We start from the raw sequence: 17,689 nt of genomic DNA, 5'->3' as shown, positions 1-17,689 counted from the left end.
ATTAGGTTAAAAGAAATTTAGTCTGTTGAGCATTTCTAATACCGTATTTGTACAGTGATACTCTTTTTAAAAACTAAATATGGTGAATAGTCACAAATAAAGGAGTATATTATCAATAATAATATAAATGGTTGATATATATAATATCTTTAATGGTATCATGATGAACCTAAAGCACTTTATCACGGAATATGATGAATCACTAAGTAGTGAATTGAGTATTGACCCACTGGGACAACTGATTATTTGGTCTTCTTTTGGGCAGCAGATTTTTTGCAACCGCATTAGTTCTGTAGCCAATGATGTTCGCCACTACACACTCAACCTGTTACACCATTATGTTATTCGCAGTGTTCTCTATGGTGAGAACACCAAACTTGGGGCGGCATTGCAGAAAAAATATGATGGTAAAAGTGACTTAAAACTGAAACATGCTTGTTTGATTTTTTTGGAAAATATCTACACACTATCGATGTGTTATAGTCAGGGAAAATCAGGAGTGGTCACTACGGGTGTGTTGGGTATTGTTAAAGCTCGAGACAAGTTTGCTAAATCGGATAATAACCCTCAGCTTATTTTCGGAAATGATGCAGATTCCCAACTCCTGACCCAGCAATTATTCCTCGGTACCAATGGTCGTTATAAAACACCAATGATGAATATGCATTTCTTCGATAATAAATATAATTATCACCTATCTGATGGTATTTCTGCGTGGAAGTTAGCTGGGGATTTTATTCTGAATACGCCACATTTGAAAAAGCTCTTTTATGCATTGTGCACCTATTTGCGTGCTCAGTTAAGCGTGCTGCGCCAATCTGAATTAACGATCCGCTTTTTCGATATTGATAGCAAACTCACGCAATCCTATGTGCAGTCATTCCGTTCCGTAGCGTTCGTAGGGCGCTATGCCAAAGATTTCTGGCTCAAGATGACTCGCTTACAAGAGGGCGCTTCTGGCGTACTGTACGATGTGCTTGAGCTGGAATCATCAAATCAAAAAATGGCGGTTGAAGATATTTATCAACAAGCGCTAAGTCGTTGCCACGACGCAGATGACAGGGCGCTATTACAACACATTGTTCATGTTGAACCCTTATTAGCGGGTATTACGTTGCTCTTTTCAGGTCTGTTGCAGCATAAAAAACAGACGCTGGAAAATATGTGCCAATTCTGGGCAGCGCGTGGATTGGATAAGGACACGTTGCCGAAGTGTGCTGATCCGGTTATTAACGATAAAACGCTGTTATCTGTACTCTCTGGCACCGCATACACACGGTTAGAACAGCTAATAAAAGTTGCAAAGGCCTCTTCAGTGACCGAACAAATTAAAGCATTGCTGAAATACCACGAGAGTGTAATGCAAGGCAGAGGTCAGTTACCATGGCTGACGCTATCTGGGAAGACTCTGACGTTACAAGTGCCTGTTCGTGCCTTACGCGCAGATCGCCGCAATGAGGATTGGGTCAACGACTATTACATCTCTCAGTTCCGCCATATGCTGCAAGGATTATGGGGGAAAGATCAGTGAAGTTAATCAATGAGTTTAAAGCGCGGTTAGCAACGTTAGGTGAACTCAAATGTGTGTGGCTGACCAGTTTTAATATAAATATCAGTTTTATTGAAACGTATCTTCTGCCTGCTGTATTGGGGATAGATGAACCGCCAAAGAATCGCAGTGAATTTGAGCATTTACAGTTTGAACTCACCCGTCAAGGGATTGATTTCCGAGTCTATTGTGATCAACGTTTGATAACGCAAGAACAGCATAAGCGCACCTCAATTAATATCTTGCCTGTCTCTGTGCGGCAGATTGCACCGCATCTTGATGCAAAAAACAGTCTTTTTCATCCTAAAGTGATTTATCTAGAGGATGTGAGTGGCAACATGATCCTTGGCGCAGGAAGCGCGAACCTGACACTCAGTGGTTGGGGGCGTAATCAGGAAGCGATGGACTTCCGCTGTGTCAGTAACTACAAACAGTATCAGCAAATTAAGTCATTTTTTACTGCAGTGGATCCCTTGACCGAACCCAACTTTCGCGTTCGACGTAAATTCTCGCATGACGATCACTGCTGGGAGTTTATTCACTCATTTTCCAAAAAAACGTTGCTGAAAGCGTTAGCAGAGGACGAAAGCATTAAAACGCTCTCTGTTTGGTCACCCTATCTGGCGGCGGATCTGGCTGGGTTTACTGATACGGTGTCCCATGCGTTGGGTAACCCCGCGCTCAAGATCAGCTTGATTCCCGATCTGATGCAAGGATGTTTTTTGCGCACATCTGACAGCGAAGGTGTGCAAGCATTGCGTGCATCTGGACGGCTGCTCTTCTGTCATAACCCAATTGAGCGGGATGATCGTTCAGAGCTCACGCATGCCAAAGTATGGTTGGCCACTGGTGAAACGTCAGCCCGATTGGCGATTGGATCATGGAACTTTACCAATCCTGGTTGTTGCAGTGTGAAAGTGGACAGTAAAGAAGAGACACACTGGAACATTGAAGCAGGCATTGTTCGTCCTGTTTCAGTTCGAACCAAGATCGCCGGAAAAAAGCTTGAGGAAACGGATTATGCCTTTGCCAGCGTGGAATTGCTTGAGGAGGAAGGATTAGTGCTTCCTGTCCAGTTGCCCTTTGATTTGCAAGTGCGGTTTTATTGGCGATCCAGCCAATATGAGGTTTGTGGAACGTGGTTTGAAGGCAAACCCGCAAAGGATTATCAACTGAGATTGCCCGGTATTTTACACCCTATATCCCTGTGTTGGCGGGGGAGGTCGCTGGTTGGTCTTCGCACGTTAGCAACTGAACAACCAGATGATCTGTTAACGCAGCGCTTCTACACTGTGAGTACACAAGGTAAGGCTGATTGGCAGGGAATTATTCATGAAGAGGAGCAGATGTTTCGCCGTGTCAATGGCTTTGACACGTTGCACGATCTCTTGAATAGTTATATTGATGATGTGGACCCACAGGAAGACGACAGCGTACATCTTCGGGAATCGCTTCGAGAAGGTCATTCAGCGGAAGATGAACTGCCGATTAACCACTCATTCGTACACGCTAACGCCACCAGCTATTTTCGCCTGTTCTATGCGCTTGATAAACGCCGGCAATATTTATTAACGCTGCAAGATGATGAGCAACTGCATTACTGGTTATTTACCTGTCCAGGTTGTTTGTTGGAGCTGGTTGAAAAGGCTCGTGAAACGCTGGTACAGCAGCCTGGCATGATATTTGGTTGGTTTCTAGCACAAGAGGTGCAAAGTCTCTGTCAACTGGCAAAGAAACGCTACCGCAAAAAGAGCCTAGCCACCTCTCTCTGGCCGAAGTTGTCCATCGACATTCCGGCCATTCCGGCGGAGGAAGAATCACGGAAGAAATACCTCACAGTGATTAAAAAGAGGTGTAAATATGAAGCTTGATAACTGGAAAACCATAACACCATACACTGTCGCAAAGAAAATGCGTTTTGATGCTTATCAAGATGATTGGCACTATGATGCGCAAGATCCATCCATGGCGGCTCGCCAGACAGAAGGTGTCGCAGGGTTATGGAATATTCTGGCAAAACACGCTTTGGCGTTGTTGGCGGATGAAGTCGGGATGGGTAAAACCTATCAGGCGATAGGTGTGATACTGCATTTGTGGCATATAAAACCCGATGCAAAGATCCTGATAATGGTCCCTAATAAGGACATTTGTCTGCATTGGATTCGCGAGTACAAAATCTTTTTGAAGTATCATTATCGGGGTAAGAACGCTAATATTTGTAACGCCAATAAAGATCCTGTGCATGAAGCGCGGATGTTTACCAGACTGTATGAGTTGGAAAAAGATATCCGTGAATCGGCGGGGAATTTATATCTGACGACAATCCACTCGCTGAGCGGCTTGGTTCCGTTGGATGAAAAAGACAATGCGTTGGTAAACGCCGAGCGTTACGCTGCACAATTACATGCCAATATTAAAGCATCGCTTGGTGAGCAAGGTTTTGATCTGATTGTGATCGATGAAGCGCACTATTTCCGTAATCGTGATGGTCAATCTCAGCGTGCGGCGGCGGCCAAATCTTTCTTTGGTGAGGATGATGAGCGACTTGGGCAAAGGACCCTTTTATTGAGCGCAACGCCAAACCACTCCTCATCGCGTAATGTAGCGGATATTTTCAGTTACTTTATCCATCCTGAATCTGTCAGCCCAGACAGTGACGTCAAAACGCTATTAAAGACCTTTGCTATTCGACGTTTACGTAAAATGCAGGGACAAGGTATTACAAATAACAAATATAACTATCGTAATGAGCGAGTGACGGCCGCGAGTTTTGTTAATAATCCAGATGCAGAACTGTTTTTTGCGTTGTATCAGAAAGAGCTGGTAAACGCGTTAGGTGAGAAAGGGGAAAATCGTCAATTCCAGTATGGCTACCTCGAAGGATTTGAATCAACAGGTATTGTTGCCAGAGAGGACAATGATACTGAAATGGAAAATGCAGATGAGATGGCAAAGGATGCTTTTCATAGGGCACCTGACTCCGATTTGCTCACTGCATTGACGAAAGAATTTCAGCATATTTATGATCGTTTTCCGGATCACCCGAAATATGACACACTGGTGAAACAGTGTATCCCTGAGAAGCTATTTTATTCGCGAGCCTCACTTTATTCCTACAAGCATCTGGTTTTCGTGCGCCGAATTCCCTCTGTGCGTGAAATCACCCAGCGTATAAATGCCGAATACGATGAGGTGATGGCGAAAGAGATTATCTCGGCATGGGGCGTAGAATCACCGGACAAAACGCTAAAAGCATGGCGAAAAAGCGGCTGGTCGCGGAAGTATCTCAACCGATTAACTCAGGTATTGGCTGCGCAAGTACAACAAGATGAGATCGACGATGCCGTCGACAAGCTCGAAAGTGATGAAAATGACGATCGGCAACTCAACGAACTGAAGCTTTCATCGAAAATAGCCGATCTGTTTGTGGCGAAAACAAGTGGTATAAAGCGAACCGATTGCACTAACGTTAGCCAACGTTTTCGCCGACCGGAAAACTTGTTTTCTCTGTTTCTCGAGCCTGCGGCTGATTATTTCACTGCCGAGTATCACACTTATTATCGAGTGGCTGAGCAACAGCGAGATAGTTTTAGCGATGCGGCACGGGATTACCGGAGAAGTCAGTGGATCGAGCAGCAGACCCCGTTAAATTCAGCTAATACAAGCAAGCGTCAATATAACCAGCCATTGAAAACTGTCTGGGGAATGATGTTTCCTCTTCTTCCTGAACACTGCCAGCAGCAGATCCAAAAATGGCACCGTACTAATCCGGCAATTGTAGAGAATTTAGGCAGCTATCTTAAGGCTGGGTATGTGTTTGCCAGTCCAGTCATGATTGAGTTGTACTGCTGGTATACACGCTTTAGTCGCAATAATACCCTCCAAGATGTGCAAGAACGCTACAGACATTTCACGGACAGTATTGCTGACAAATTGCCTGGATCTTTATTGTTGCGCTATTTCATTAATGGTATCGAAACTTTCGAAGCAATGTGTGAAAAGATTACCGATCATAAGCTGGATGATTGGACAATGCCGTGGCGCGAGCTAACCAGCCTCTCTAGTCCTGCATGGTATGCCAGTGGTGAAACGGATAATCGGCAGCGTTTGATCCTTGGGTTTAACAGCCCCTTCTATCCCAATGTATTGGTCGCGACATCGGTGTTTCAGGAAGGCGTAAACCTGCATTTGCAATGCAATCAGGTCCATCATTATGGGATTGCGTGGACGCCGGGTGATAACGAGCAACGCGTAGGTCGTATCGATCGTTTATTCGGTCGCGTGAACCACCTGCTAAAAGAGCAGGGGAGTACTGAGCTAGGTATTCACTACCCCTATTTGGCACAGTCTTTGGATCAGGATCAACTTGCTGCGTTCATCCTGCACAAACGTAATTTTGAAGCAAAACTGGATGCCTGCGATTTTGAGCAGTTCAGCCGGGATATAAACCTTAAGGATAATGTTGGAGGCTGGGAAGACGCATTACGTAAACCACAAGTTGATCTTAAACCTGTTGATCCTTATCCAGTTTCTCTAGGGAGAAAACGAGCATCCAGTAAGGATCATAATAGGGGTTAGGTATTTTTAATAAAAATTAATTTGTTATATTAATTTTTATTTGTTGATTTATGGTGTTAATTACTTTTTCGCCAACATCCTCGGATAATGTTTGGCGATAATATCGTTCATCTGATCGATCAGGTCATGACGTTTAAAGGTGAGATGCCCGGTGCCTTTCTGAAAGTAACGCACGCTAAAGAACTCATCCTCGTATTCCTGCTGATGGGGATTATCACGGATATGGTCCATCAGCCGGATGGTGACATCGCCTCGATTGTCGGGGATCGATTTACCATCCAGCAGATACAGCATTCTCTCCATATCAGCTAGTTGATCGCGTCGCCAGCCCCAGTTCAGGCCAAAGCCCCAACGGTTGTACGTCACCAGATTGCTGATGATGATTTTCTTGCCAAAGTAGCAAGGGTGATTGGTCTTGTAATCCCACGATAGCCCTTTGAATACGTTGATGACCCCACGCTCGAATACTTCCAGCTTGCTTTGGTGAAGTTGCTCAAAGGTGCTGAGGATATTGGCTTTGCTGATGGCCGGTAGCTCCCCCTCATCCAGATTCTTGTGCCACTGACTACGCGCTTCGGCATCCATCAGCGACAACATGCCAGATTTCAGCATCAGGTCGCGCCAGATATTGCGATCCAGTGTGCGGGTGATGGCGGGCATCGCCTTGTTGGATGCTTCTGTTAGCCTGCAATCGTAGCGATGCCCCTGCTTTAACGCCCAGTCTTCAGCGGTGCCGCCACCGATAGTCGCCGTTAGCGTTGAAATAGCCTGTAGCTGATTGAGGAGTTGCTCTATCTGTTGCAGCGCGGTATCACGTCCGGTAACGATACGATATTGGTCGAGCAAATCAGTTCGGTGTGTTCGGTTAAAACCTCGGGTTCAATTTGCATAGTTTGCGGTCCATACATAAAAGCAAATGCGCCAGCCGGTCAGGGCTAGCGCATTATGCATCGGGGAGAGAGATAAATTGATTTGGTGCGGTGTTACTGGAAAGCGGCTCGCAGTCTTTATGTAAGTACACCCGTTTTAGTTCCACACACTTTTTGAGATTTCCGGTTTCTTGACCTCCTCCCAATATCCGTACCAGGCTAAATCAGAGATCCGGACCTTTTTGATGACTTCGGGCAAATTCTGCCGGAGTCAGGTTATTTAACGAAGAATGCGGACGAAAATGATTATATTCCTGCCGCCAGTGTTCAATTTTCTCCTGCGCATCTTCCAGAGACAAGAACCAGTGTACGTTCAGACACTCATCTCTCAGGCTGCCATTAAATGACTCGATAAAGGCATTATCCGTCGGTTTTCCGGGGCGTGAGAAGTCCATCGTTACCTGATTTTCATAGGCCCACCGATCCATCGATTTTGAGACAAACTCACTGCCGTTGTCTGTCTGCAGCCTTTGCGGGACTCGCCCTAGTGACCCTTTCAATCGATCCATGACAGCCACCACATCATCACCGCGTAACCCCTGACCAACCTCGATCGCCAGACATTCTCGGCTAAAATTATCCACTATAGTTAGCGCCCTGATCCGACGCCCGTTGAACAGATTATCAGCAACGAAATCCATGCTCCAGCATTGATCTGCGGTGAGTACCTGTGGTCGCCCTTTGCGGTGTTTGGCGGTCACATGCCGTCGTGGCCGTTTTGAACGCAGATTGAGCCCCTCAAGGCAGTAAATACGGTGTGTTTTCTTGTGGTTAACAAGCCAGCCTTCTCTTCGCAGCAGGATATGAATGCGCGGACAGCCATAACGGATGCGCGTCTCCGCAATTTCCCGTATTCGCTGAGTAATAGCCCGATCGTCACGGCGGCTACGATAGTTGTATACCGTGCGGCTCTGCATCATCAGCCTGCACCCTCTGCGTGCTCCGATACGGTACGCCGCCAGCAGATATTCCACCGCCTCACGCTTCTGCAGCGGCCTCAGAACTTTTTTCGGATGACATCCTGTAGCATCTCCTTGTCCAGACTCAGATCGGCCACCAGACGTTTGAGGCGCTGGTTTTCCTCCTCAAGCTGCCGAAGACGGCGTAATTCCGTGACACCCATGCCGCCGAATTTCTTCTTCCAATTGTAAAATGTTGCCTCAGAAATCCCCATCTTTCTACAGACTTCCTCAACGCGAGTGCCGGTTTCAGCCTGTTTGAGTGCAAAAGCGATTTGTTCCTCGGTATAACGCGTCTTTTTCATAACGAATGACCTCTTTTGGGACGGAAAAGAAAGGCCGAAAACTCTACTTTACAGCGGTACTGAACGAAGGGGGAAGATCAATTACAGGCTTGGCGGATTTTACGCAATTTGTCGAGAACGCCGCGTTTTTCCAGTTTTCGCAGTGAGGTTAGCATTTCCAGCGGCTTGATCTCAGCGACAGGCCGTTTGCCGATATCAGGGAAGATGTCGTTCTCAAACGCTTCCATCAAGTCTTCAGCGTACCCCTTCGACCAGTTAGGGCGTTTGTATTCATGCCATTCGAGAGCAATGGCTTTGAAGGTGTTATCGATGTTGATTTTCTTAGCCTGTCTTTCAACCTGCTTTTGTTCACTAGGATCGCCACCAGAGGCGACGATTTTTCGAGCCTCTTCCCGTTTTAATCTCGCTTCTGCCAGCGAGATATCAGGATAAACGCCGATAGATAATTTTTTCTCTTTCCCTGCAACGCGGTACTTCAAACGCCAATATTTGGCTCCATTCGGCTTTATCAGAAGATAAAGGCCTGCGCCATCAGTGAGTTTGTACTCTTTGTCTTGTGGCTTGGCGGTTTCTATCTGTCGAGCATTAAGTGGCATCGTGGGGGCCCCTAATAGTCATTGAACAAGAAGAGCCCCCATAGAGGCCCCCAACATCGATTTGATTTCCAGTATGCTGGGTTGACCTCGGTGGAGCTCAGCGACAGAAAATCCTAGTGGTATCAATGAATATAACGGGGTTTTGTTGAATTCGGTAGAGTCTGGGAGAACTTAAAATGGTACGCCCTACAGGATTCGAACCTGTGACCTACGGCTTAGAAGGCCGTTGCTCTATCCAGCTGAGCTAAGGGCGCATTAGACTCAATGCAGGCAGCCAATATGACTGTCGTCTATAAGACGCGTGGAGGATTATACGGTCAACATCTCCGGAGTCAATGTCTTTTCAATCACCTGCGTATCAATTAAGCATAAACCTGCATCAGAACCTGACAGCGGCTCGCGAGTCTGACAAAATAGCCACTATCCTCTCTCTTATAGATTACAGACGGAATTTTCTCTCAGATGGTAGCGAAGATTATTGATGGTAAAACGATTGCGCAGCAGGTTCGGCTAGAAGTTGCCGAAAAGGTTAAAAACCGTGTTGCGGCAGGAAAACGAGCTCCTGGCCTGGCAGTGATTTTGGTTGGAGTGAATCCTGCTTCCAAGATTTATGTTGCCAGTAAGCGTAAGGCCTGTGAAGAGGTTGGTTTTATTTCCCGTTCGTATGATTTACCGGCAATGACGAGTGAAGCAGAGCTGTTAACGCTGATTGATACTCTGAATGCTGATGACAGTATTGACGGTATTCTGGTGCAACTGCCTTTACCCGCAGGTATTGATAATGTGAAGGTGCTTGAACGTATAGATCCGGACAAGGATGTGGATGGATTCCACCCTTATAATGTTGGTCGGTTATGCCAGCGGGCTCCGCGTCTGCGTCCTTGCACTCCCCGTGGTATTGTCACATTGCTGGAGCGTTACCATGTAGATCTCCGTGGCTTAAATGCTGTGGTGGTCGGTGCATCTAATATTGTGGGGCGCCCAATGAGCATGGAACTGCTGTTGGCAGGTTGTACCACGACGGTGACCCATCGTTTTACCAAAAACCTGCGCCATCATGTGGAGAATGCAGATTTGTTGATCGTTGCAGTGGGTAAACCTGGGTTTATTCCTGGTGAGTGGATAAAAGAAGGCGCTATCGTGGTGGATGTCGGGATCAACCGCCTGGAAGATGGCAAAGTAGTTGGTGATGTTAATTATGCGGATGCCGCAGCTAAAGCATCATTTATTACTCCTGTTCCTGGTGGAGTGGGGCCGATGACCGTTGCGACGCTTATTGAAAATACCTTGCAGGCATGCGAGGAGTATCACGATGTTGGTGGAGAGCTTTAATGGCTACATTTGTATTAGGTAAACATCCCCATGTGGAATTGTGCGATTTACTCAAACTTGAGGGTTGGAGTGAGAGTGGTGCACAAGCCAAGGCCATGATTGCTGAAGGTCTGGTTAAGGTTAATGGCGTGGTAGAAACACGTAAACGTTGTAAGATTGTTGCCGGTCAGACGGTGACATTTGCCAGCCTGAGTATTACAGTCGAGGCCTGATAAGAACCATCAGGTGGATAGTATCATGACTATCCGCCTTTTTCTTTTGCCCGGTACATAAGGCCATTATTCGTTTTTCCCTGACACAGGACGCGATTAAGCCGATTGGGTAACAGGGATAAGACGATGTGTGAACCCTTGTCTGGTGTATCACATCCCCTCCATTTTAGAAGGGGCTGCGACTAGCGGTGGAATTCGCCAGCAGACTCAGGCTGGTATTGCAGTTCCAGCACTTCCAGATGGGTGTTATTGCCATTGGGTAGTTCCCAATTAATGGTGTCACCCACCCGCAATCCTAACAAGGCGGCTCCTACGGGTGCCATCACAGAAAGCTGATTATCGCTGTCGGTCAGGTTGGCGGGGTAGACCAGAGTACGCACAAAGGCTTCCCGAGAGCTGAGATCACGAAACTTCACGCGACTATTCATTGATACCACATCCGCTGGCATTTCTTCTGGGGTACACATCTCAGCGCGATCCAGTTCCGAATTCAGCATATCGGCAACGGGGGTTTTGGCATATTGCGGCTTCTCGAGCAGTCTATCAAGACGTTCAGCATCGAGTTCGTTAATAATGATAGCAGGTCTGGACATCGTTCCCTCCGTGTAAAACGCTCACTTATTTCATGATACGTTATAAAGAAAAACCCTCACCGGAATCGATGAGGGTCAGCTCTGTTTGGATGATACTGAGCTTAAGGCTCAGTTGGAAGCCTGAAGGCGCACATTTTTTATTATTCACTCTGTTTGTGCATCAGATGGCTGGTGGCGATACAGGACGCTTCTAGAACCCGACCGCATCAAGGCGAAAGGCGGTTCCACAATTGCCAGGATGCTTTTGTGTAGCAAAGGAGCCATCGTGTAGTGGCAGATTAATTTTATTTGCCCGCAGTGTGAGTTGTATTTCGGTTAAATAGGCAGGATTACCGTCACAGCTTAATTTAACGGCTTTAACTGCTTTCTCGCCCCAGCTTTCTCTTACGGCTTGATCAAACGCTGCACGGGTCACAACCTTTCCATAATGTTGTTGTATAAATTGGCCCAGAGCCTGGCGTCTAACGTCATTACTTAAGCGTACCATGGTGTCGAAATAATCATTAGAGTTAAAGTCAAAGCAGGCACCATGTTTAGCATATTCGTAGCGCTCAAGGCAGGACTCTCCTCCTGCTGCAGGCATAATGTCAGCAAGCTTTGAAGCGACTTCAAGTGAGATGCCGGTGACAGGCGCACTACACTTATTTGACGCTTTTACCATTGGCATATTGGGGATGGGCCGTGTAGAACAGCCATAGCGAAACCAGCGTTTTTCATCAACCCCGTGGGCGGCAACTGAGGCAGGAAGGCTTGGCCATAATCCGTGAACAGTCAAAAATGAACGCTTATCCGCAAAATCTTGCTGATTTTTACAGAAATCTGACTCCTGATGGTGGTGGTCATGCTGGCTTTGGCAATAACCTGTCTGCCAGGATAGTGCCAGCACATAATAACTAAAATCAGAGAATTTTTTAGGTTCCAGTGGGTCTGCCCATGCTAACGTACTGATAAATGAAGGAAGGGTAAGCAACAGAACACAGCGGCCAAGAGTATACATTATGTATTTTTATCCATAAAAATAGTGCCGTTATTTAATCATAGAATAGTGATTTAAAGAATATATCTGTACTGAGTATGATCCAATTTAGAACATTTCGCGTGTAATCTTTTCCCGGGCTTGCCAGGGGCTGAGTATCTTTTTGTGCAATATGTGGCAAACCCGCAGTCAAATTGATGGTACCAGTACTGGTGGGTAAATATTTCAGTGGCAGATGTCTATTTATTGAAGGTCAATTTAGCACATTAATGATGAGGGACATGTGTTGATGAAAATCATACCTCAAAGTGATTAAACAGAAGCCAATTATATTCTATTTCATTGTATTTATTATTTTTTATGATGCTGGTTGAATATATTTAATCGTATCAGGCACACATAATCGTGTTGATCAGAAAAGCCAGTACCGGCGCCAGGCAGAGAGTGAGATCTTCTTACCTGTATGATTATTTTTTATAAAGGCCGTGGGAGGCGTGATAGTGGTTTAACGTCATTCCGGGCACCATAAAAACGGAGGCGAATGCTGTGCTTCTGGTTAAGAATTTTATTATCTCTACCAGTCAACGGAGTCAGGGGAAAACAGTAAAGACATCGCTAACTTGAACGTTAGCGGTTTCGATGACTTACTGCTTTCGTCTGCGTAATTTTCAATCTGGCTGACTGGCGATAAAAGGGCGGGGCCCTGACGTTATTGACTTAATCACTTATTTGACCATCTTGATGACTGTGACTAGGCTATTGTAAGATCCCCCTTACACGAGTGAATATATCACCATCAGGTTCATTTTTGAGTGTTTTCTGCACCGCAGATTTTTCTTACGACTTGCTATTAATACGGTAATAATGACGTGACTCATTCTCATAGACTATTCTCAATACAGGCTCTGATTGCCTCTTTATTGATCATCTCCCCGTACAGCCAGGCGGCCAGCACAGGGTTCTTCAGTAATGCGTGGAATACATTCTCAGACAATGTTTCACAAACGTGGAAAGCGCCTCAACACTATGACCTTTACGTCCCTGCTATCACCTGGCATGCACGCTTTGCTTATAGCAAGGAGAAAACGGATAGTTATAACGAACGCCCATGGGGGGCAGGATTCGGGCAATCTCGTTGGGATGAAAAGGGAAACTGGCACGGTCTTTATCTGATGGCCTTTAAAGATTCCTTTAATAAATGGGAGCCCATAGGGGGGTATGGCTGGGAAAAAATCTGGCGGCCATTGCAGGATGATAATTTTCGTCTTGGGTTAGGGTATACCGCGGGGGTGACTGCCCGTGACAACTGGAAGTACATCCCTATTCCGCTAGTATTACCCCTGGCTTCTGTAGGATATGGACCGGCAACATTCCAGATGACTTACATCCCTGGTACTTATAATAACGGTAACGTTTACTTTGCCTGGCTACGCTTTCAGTTCTGAATGTAGTAAGTCGCCATATTTGTCTGTGGGTAAGTGGACTTTCAATAACCATTGAAATATAATGGTTATAGCTGGGGGCGATAAAAATTTAGAGATATTTATCACCTTTTAGTCATTATGGACTGGACAAAGTCTACCACAATTGTTGTACTTAAGCGGGACACAGCATTTGTGTCGTTTTTTCATGTAAAGGTAATTTTGATGTCTAAGATTAAAGGTAACGTTAAGTGGTTTAATGAATCCAAAGGCTTTGGCTTTATTACTCCGGAAGATGGCAGCAAAGATGTGTTCGTACACTTCTCTGCAATCCAGAGCAATGGTTTCAAAACTCTGGCAGAAGGTCAGCGCGTTGAGTTTGAAATCACTAACGGTGCCAAAGGCCCTTCTGCTGCAAACGTAATGGCTATCTAGTCACTACTTTTCAGTAGAATATAAAACCCGCGAATGCGGGTTTTTTTTGTCGAAGAAATCTCAGCCACCAGCATAAACACCCACCCAGTCTCTCGGTTGATGACTGGCTGTTTGCCCCCCCTGAAATACACTGTTGCCTGTGCCAGAAGATTCTGGTGATACTGAATGCCAGGGCTACTGATGAGCCGTGGCCGCAACCAACCAGAATGCGAAAGCCGTCATCAAAAATGAGCCAGCGAGATTGACTAAGACGTTTAACCCGGCCCATGCCAGACGCCCTTCCTGCAATAGCATCATGACTTCATATGAAAAGGTAGAGAAAGTTGTCAGTCCACCACAAAACCCGGTGGTGATTAGCAGTTTCCATATGGGATCAACATTGGTGAAGCGGCTGAATAGTGCAAATGCCAGCCCAATAATGAATGCCCCCACCAGGTTTGCAATCAGTGTTCCCATTGGGATAGCCAGGTTTGCCATATTATACTTGGCACTTAACAACCAGCGCGCCACACTTCCCACTCCACCGCCAATAAATACTGCAAAAGCCATCTGTATCACAAGCTATCCTTCCTGATAATATTTTCTTGAGTGTAAACATCGGTATGGTTTTTTGACAATCTATACAGCTAAATTTTTTTCCTGTATCCGGAGAACGCATGAAAGTTGCAATAGGACAATTTGCGGTGGGGCCATGCTGGCAAGACAATGCAAACCTGTGCTCTGCGCTGATGATCAAGGCGGCCGCAGAAGGGGCCTCATTGCTGGTATTACCGGAAGCTATTCTGGCACGTCAGGATTCCTTGCCTGATTTATCGGTTCAGTCTGCTCAACCACTGGATGGGGCGCTTGTTTCTCAGCTGTGTGAAACAAGCCGCCATAATAATCTGACAACGGTGTTAACGCTGCATACACCAACCACCGCAGGGCGCGCTTCCAATACCTTAATTGCGGTGCGCGGAGGGGCAGTCATCGCGCAGTATCAGAAAATCCATCTTTATGATGCATTTAACGTACAAGAATCACGCCTGGTGGATGCGGGGAATGAAATCGCTCCCATCATTACCGTTGATGGGATGAAGATTGGCCTGATGACCTGCTACGATTTACGTTTCCCTGAGCATGCGATGGTACTGGCCCTCAACGGTGCTGAAGTGTTGGTTCTACCTGCTGCCTGGCTGAGAGGCCCCCATAAGGAAAGGCATTGGGAAACGCTACTGGCAGCACGTGCGCTGGATACCACCTGTTATGTTGTGGCATCAGGCGAGTGTGGCAGTAAAAATATTGGCCAGAGTCGGGTTATCGACCCTTTAGGCGTGACTATTGCCGCCGCCGCTGAGACGGACGGGCTTATTTTTGCCACACTGGATCCCCGCCGGGTTGCTGAGGTGCGAGAGATGTTGCCGGTGCTGAAAAATCGCCGCTTTGCTTTACCCTGCCTGGCCAGTGCTGAAAATGGGTTTGATTAATTTTGTTACAGATTAATATTGTGTCCTGATACAGGATGACGGTTAATAAAGCAGGTTTATGATAACCGCCGCTACGGCGTGTTTTACAAAAGAAGGTAAGTATGGGCGAAATTAGCATTACCAAACTGCTCGTGGTGGGTGCACTGATTGTCTTGTTGTTTGGCACCAAAAAACTACGAACGTTAGGCAGCGATCTTGGTTCAGCCATTAAAGGTTTTAAAAAGGCGATGGCGGAAGAGGAGCCAGTAAAACGTGCTGATAATCAGGCGGACACACCCGCGGGCCAGATTGATAATAAAAACTAATCATGTCAGGCAATAAAAAACCGGCTTGTAGGCCGGTTTTTTATTACCTGAAAGTAAAGCGTAACAATCAATAACTGATTATTTAACTTCCATACCTTTGGCTTGTAAATCTGCATGGTAAGAAGAACGTACAAAAGGCCCACAGGCTGCATGGGTAAAGCCCATAGCCATGGCTTCTTCTTTCATCTCTTCAAACTCATCCGGGCTGACATAGCGTTGCACGGGTAAGTGATGACGGCTAGGTTGCAGATATTGCCCCAGGGTTAACATTGTCACGCCATGGCGGCGTAAATCACGCATGACGTCGATAATTTCAGCATTGGTTTCACCCAGGCCAACCATCAGACCAGACTTGGTCGGAATATGGGGATGCGCTTCTTTAAAACGTTCCAGTAACTTAAGAGACCAGTTGTAGTCAGCTCCTGGGCGCACCTGGCGATATACACGCGGCACATTTTCCAGGTTATGGTTAAAGACATCTGGAGGGGTGGCTGTGAGAATATCCAGGGCTTTATCCATACGACCACGGAAGTCAGGAACCAGTGTTTCAATTTTGATTGCCGGACTTTTGGCACGAATTTCACGGATACAATCAGCAAAATGCTGTGCACCGCCATCACGCAAGTCATCCCGGTCAACAGAGGTGATAACCACATAACGTAACGCCATGTCGGCGATGGTTTGTGCCAGTTTTGCAGGTTCATTTGCGTCAGGAACAACGGGGCGGCCGTGTGCCACATCGCAGAATGGGCAGCGGCGAGTACAGATAGCCCCGAGGATCATAAACGTGGCTGTTCCGTGGTTAAAGCATTCCGCAAGGTTTGGACAGGATGCTTCTTCGCATACAGAATGCAGGCCATTCTTACGCATAGCCGCTTTGATGCCTTGAATACGAGTGGAATCAGAGGGTAACTTGATCCTCATCCATTCCGGTTTTCTTAATATGTCCTGGCGTTCTGTCACCAAGTTTTTAACCGGGATCAGGGCCATTTTATCGGCGTCGCGGTATTTTACACCACGTTCCATCACAATAGGTTTGCTCATGCGCTGCGGGTTCCCGTTGCGGATACTCAAGTCAGGCTTATTGAATTCAAGCGAGTGTTGCAAATATCAATTATTTTTTAATGCATACCTGCGAGTATATCATCAGCGCAGGAGAGAATCAGTAAGCCGTGACAGTTAATGTAGAAAGAATTGTAAATTAAATGTTGAACGATGTCTGCGATTTGACACAGTCCAGGGCATCTTATGACACATACGAACAGGCAAATAGGGCGGGGGCAGATTTATGCACGCGCCACTTTTCAGATGATGACAGATGGCGCGTAAACGGGATGTGATGACGTCGCTATTTTTTATCCAGCACGGGAAGATCAGACCCTGAGTAGAGATAAGGCGTGTGGCCCAGCAATGCTATGAGGTTAGCCATCAGGACTGGCTGGATATCCGCCAGGGTTATCTGTGGCACAAAGTCGCTCACCTGTGTCATTTCCATGCCGGCATAGCCACAGGGATTGATGCGTAAGAAAGGCAACAAGTCCATGTTAATGTTGAGTGCCAGGCCGTGAAAAGAGCACCCTTTGCGAATACGTAATCCCAGTGAACAGATTTTTTTCCCCCCGACATAAACACCTGGAGCCTCAGGGCGAGGGTAGGCGGCGATAGAAAATTCAGCCAGTGTATTCACGACGGTTTGTTCCAGTATCGTGACGAGCTCCCGTACTCCCAGTTTGCGTCGCTTCAGATTAAGTAACAAATAGACGACCTGCTGGCCGGGGCCATGATAGGTCACCTGCCCACCACGATCGCTTTGTACGACGGGAATATCACCGCTCTGTAGAATATGTTCAGCTTTACCTGCCTGCCCTTGAGTAAATACAGACGGGTGTTCTACTAACCAAATTTCGTCAGGCGTGTCGGTGCCACGATGATTGGTAAAGTCATGCATTGCCTTAGAGACGGGTTCATAAGGCATCAGACCCAGATCACGAATAAGAAGGGTATCTTGAGACAAAACAGCGTCCCCGGAAAAC

At 46.5% G+C, this 17,689-nt stretch carries 15 protein-coding genes, 1 tRNA gene and 2 pseudogenes; 9 read left to right on the top strand and 9 right to left on the bottom strand.

Annotation, left to right across the window (positions count from 1 at the left end; all coding sequences use genetic code 11):
• Positions 1 to 160 precede the first annotated feature (160 nt).
• The 3 genes from JK154_RS09745 to JK154_RS09735 are packed head-to-tail and all read left to right on the top strand — an operon-like array spanning position 161 to position 6,127.
• Positions 161 to 1,531, top strand: a complete 1,371-nt coding sequence (locus tag JK154_RS09745; protein ID WP_249215855.1) for a hypothetical protein — start codon at positions 161 to 163, stop codon at positions 1,529 to 1,531.
• Positions 1,528 to 3,420, top strand: coding sequence for a hypothetical protein (locus tag JK154_RS09740; protein WP_211992352.1), 1,893 nt, complete (start codon positions 1,528 to 1,530; stop codon positions 3,418 to 3,420). Before JK154_RS09745 ends, JK154_RS09740 begins: the two co-directional genes overlap by 4 nt.
• The gene (locus tag JK154_RS09735) at positions 3,410 to 6,127 is read left to right on the top strand and encodes a DEAD/DEAH box helicase (protein WP_211992351.1); all 2,718 of its coding nucleotides are present in this window, start codon (positions 3,410 to 3,412) and stop codon (positions 6,125 to 6,127) included. The genes JK154_RS09740 and JK154_RS09735 overlap by 11 nt, the downstream gene beginning before the upstream one ends.
• A 60-nt stretch (positions 6,128 to 6,187) precedes the next feature.
• Here JK154_RS09735 and JK154_RS09730 read toward each other — a convergent pair.
• The 4 genes and pseudogenes from JK154_RS09730 to JK154_RS09715 all read right to left on the bottom strand — a co-directional run bounded on the left by JK154_RS09730 (position 6,188) and on the right by JK154_RS09715 (position 9,170).
• Positions 6,188 to 7,017, bottom strand: a pseudogene (locus JK154_RS09730) (DUF4942 domain-containing protein).
• A 203-nt stretch (positions 7,018 to 7,220) separates the two neighbouring features.
• Positions 7,221 to 8,320 (bottom strand): IS3 family transposase gene (locus JK154_RS09725; RefSeq protein WP_211992350.1). Its coding sequence is split into 2 segments (ribosomal slippage): positions 7,221 to 8,059 and positions 8,059 to 8,320, totalling 1,101 coding nucleotides; the frame shifts between segments, so codons are not numbered across the junction.
• A gap of 80 nt (positions 8,321 to 8,400) precedes the next feature.
• A pseudogene (locus JK154_RS09720) lies at positions 8,401 to 8,916 on the bottom strand (integrase arm-type DNA-binding domain-containing protein); the annotation flags it as partial.
• Between the two features lie 177 nt (positions 8,917 to 9,093).
• A tRNA-Arg gene (locus JK154_RS09715) sits at positions 9,094 to 9,170 on the bottom strand.
• A gap of 208 nt (positions 9,171 to 9,378) precedes the next feature.
• Here JK154_RS09715 and folD point away from each other — a divergent pair.
• Positions 9,379 to 10,248: a bifunctional methylenetetrahydrofolate dehydrogenase/methenyltetrahydrofolate cyclohydrolase FolD gene (gene folD, locus JK154_RS09710; RefSeq protein ID WP_211992349.1), complete on the top strand. Its 870-nt coding sequence runs from the start codon at positions 9,379 to 9,381 to the stop codon at positions 10,246 to 10,248.
• The gene (ybcJ, locus tag JK154_RS09705) at positions 10,248 to 10,460 is read left to right on the top strand and encodes a ribosome-associated protein YbcJ (protein WP_211992348.1); all 213 of its coding nucleotides are present in this window, start codon (positions 10,248 to 10,250) and stop codon (positions 10,458 to 10,460) included. The genes folD and ybcJ overlap by 1 nt, the downstream gene beginning before the upstream one ends.
• A gap of 182 nt (positions 10,461 to 10,642) precedes the next feature.
• Here the strand turns inward: ybcJ and rnk are convergent, their stop codons facing one another.
• Both rnk and JK154_RS09695 read right to left on the bottom strand, forming a co-directional pair.
• Complete coding sequence (gene rnk / locus JK154_RS09700) at positions 10,643 to 11,053, bottom strand: nucleoside diphosphate kinase regulator (protein ID WP_211992347.1); 411 nt, start codon at positions 11,051 to 11,053, stop codon at positions 10,643 to 10,645.
• A 190-nt stretch (positions 11,054 to 11,243) separates the two neighbouring features.
• Positions 11,244 to 12,050, bottom strand: coding sequence for a ribonuclease I (locus tag JK154_RS09695; protein ID WP_211992346.1), 807 nt, complete (start codon positions 12,048 to 12,050; stop codon positions 11,244 to 11,246).
• Between the two features lie 899 nt (positions 12,051 to 12,949).
• On the opposite strand from JK154_RS09695, the gene pagP reads away from it, so the two are divergent.
• Positions 12,950 to 13,474 (top strand): lipid IV(A) palmitoyltransferase PagP, encoded by a 525-nt coding sequence (gene pagP / locus JK154_RS09690; protein ID WP_249215869.1) that lies wholly within the window; start codon positions 12,950 to 12,952, stop codon positions 13,472 to 13,474.
• A 201-nt stretch (positions 13,475 to 13,675) separates the two neighbouring features.
• Complete coding sequence (gene cspE, locus JK154_RS09685; RefSeq protein ID WP_012542460.1) at positions 13,676 to 13,885, top strand: transcription antiterminator/RNA stability regulator CspE; 210 nt, start codon at positions 13,676 to 13,678, stop codon at positions 13,883 to 13,885.
• Between the two features lie 174 nt (positions 13,886 to 14,059).
• On the opposite strand, the gene crcB is transcribed toward cspE, so the two are convergent.
• Positions 14,060 to 14,443 (bottom strand): fluoride efflux transporter CrcB, encoded by a 384-nt coding sequence (gene crcB / locus JK154_RS09680; protein WP_211992345.1) that lies wholly within the window; start codon positions 14,441 to 14,443, stop codon positions 14,060 to 14,062.
• Positions 14,444 to 14,541: 98 nt separating this feature from the next.
• Between crcB and JK154_RS09675 the strand changes: the two genes are divergently transcribed.
• Positions 14,542 to 15,351: a deaminated glutathione amidase gene (locus JK154_RS09675; protein WP_211992344.1), complete on the top strand. Its 810-nt coding sequence runs from the start codon at positions 14,542 to 14,544 to the stop codon at positions 15,349 to 15,351.
• A gap of 101 nt (positions 15,352 to 15,452) precedes the next feature.
• A complete protein-coding gene (gene tatE / locus JK154_RS09670; protein WP_211992343.1) occupies positions 15,453 to 15,656 on the top strand; it encodes a twin-arginine translocase subunit TatE in 204 nt (67 codons plus the stop codon).
• A gap of 78 nt (positions 15,657 to 15,734) precedes the next feature.
• On the opposite strand, the gene lipA is transcribed toward tatE, so the two are convergent.
• Positions 15,735 to 16,700 carry a lipoyl synthase gene (lipA, locus tag JK154_RS09665; RefSeq protein ID WP_211992342.1) on the bottom strand — a complete coding sequence of 322 codons (966 nt, stop codon included), beginning with the start codon at positions 16,698 to 16,700 and terminating at the stop codon, positions 15,735 to 15,737.
• Between the two features lie 304 nt (positions 16,701 to 17,004).
• Entirely contained in the window at positions 17,005 to 17,670 is a 666-nt protein-coding gene (gene lipB, locus JK154_RS09660) for a lipoyl(octanoyl) transferase LipB (RefSeq protein ID WP_211992341.1), read from the bottom strand.
• Positions 17,671 to 17,689 lie beyond the last annotated feature (19 nt).

The sequence above is a fragment of the Citrobacter sp. JGM124 genome (assembly GCF_018257795.1).
Taxonomy (GTDB): domain Bacteria; phylum Pseudomonadota; class Gammaproteobacteria; order Enterobacterales; family Enterobacteriaceae; genus JGM124.
The sequence above is the reverse complement of the archived record's forward strand: the minus strand, read 5'-3'. Positions and strand labels throughout refer to the sequence as shown.

What these genes read in the sequence shown, in the direction of transcription:
- JK154_RS09695 (WP_211992346.1), bottom strand. Translation starts at nt 12,050, where the DNA reads ATGTATACTCTTGGCCGCTGTGTTCTGTTGCTTACCCTTCCTTCATTT.
- tatE (WP_211992343.1), top strand. Translation starts at nt 15,453, where the DNA reads ATGGGCGAAATTAGCATTACCAAACTGCTCGTGGTGGGTGCACTGATT.
- JK154_RS09675 (WP_211992344.1), top strand. Translation starts at nt 14,542, where the DNA reads ATGAAAGTTGCAATAGGACAATTTGCGGTGGGGCCATGCTGGCAAGAC.
- JK154_RS09735 (WP_211992351.1), top strand. Translation starts at nt 3,410, where the DNA reads ATGAAGCTTGATAACTGGAAAACCATAACACCATACACTGTCGCAAAG.
- rnk (WP_211992347.1), bottom strand. Translation starts at nt 11,053, where the DNA reads ATGTCCAGACCTGCTATCATTATTAACGAACTCGATGCTGAACGTCTT.
- JK154_RS09745 (WP_249215855.1), top strand. Translation starts at nt 161, where the DNA reads ATGATGAACCTAAAGCACTTTATCACGGAATATGATGAATCACTAAGT.
- ybcJ (WP_211992348.1), top strand. Translation starts at nt 10,248, where the DNA reads ATGGCTACATTTGTATTAGGTAAACATCCCCATGTGGAATTGTGCGAT.
- cspE (WP_012542460.1), top strand. Translation starts at nt 13,676, where the DNA reads ATGTCTAAGATTAAAGGTAACGTTAAGTGGTTTAATGAATCCAAAGGC.
- folD (WP_211992349.1), top strand. Translation starts at nt 9,379, where the DNA reads ATGGTAGCGAAGATTATTGATGGTAAAACGATTGCGCAGCAGGTTCGG.
- lipA (WP_211992342.1), bottom strand. Translation starts at nt 16,700, where the DNA reads ATGAGCAAACCTATTGTGATGGAACGTGGTGTAAAATACCGCGACGCC.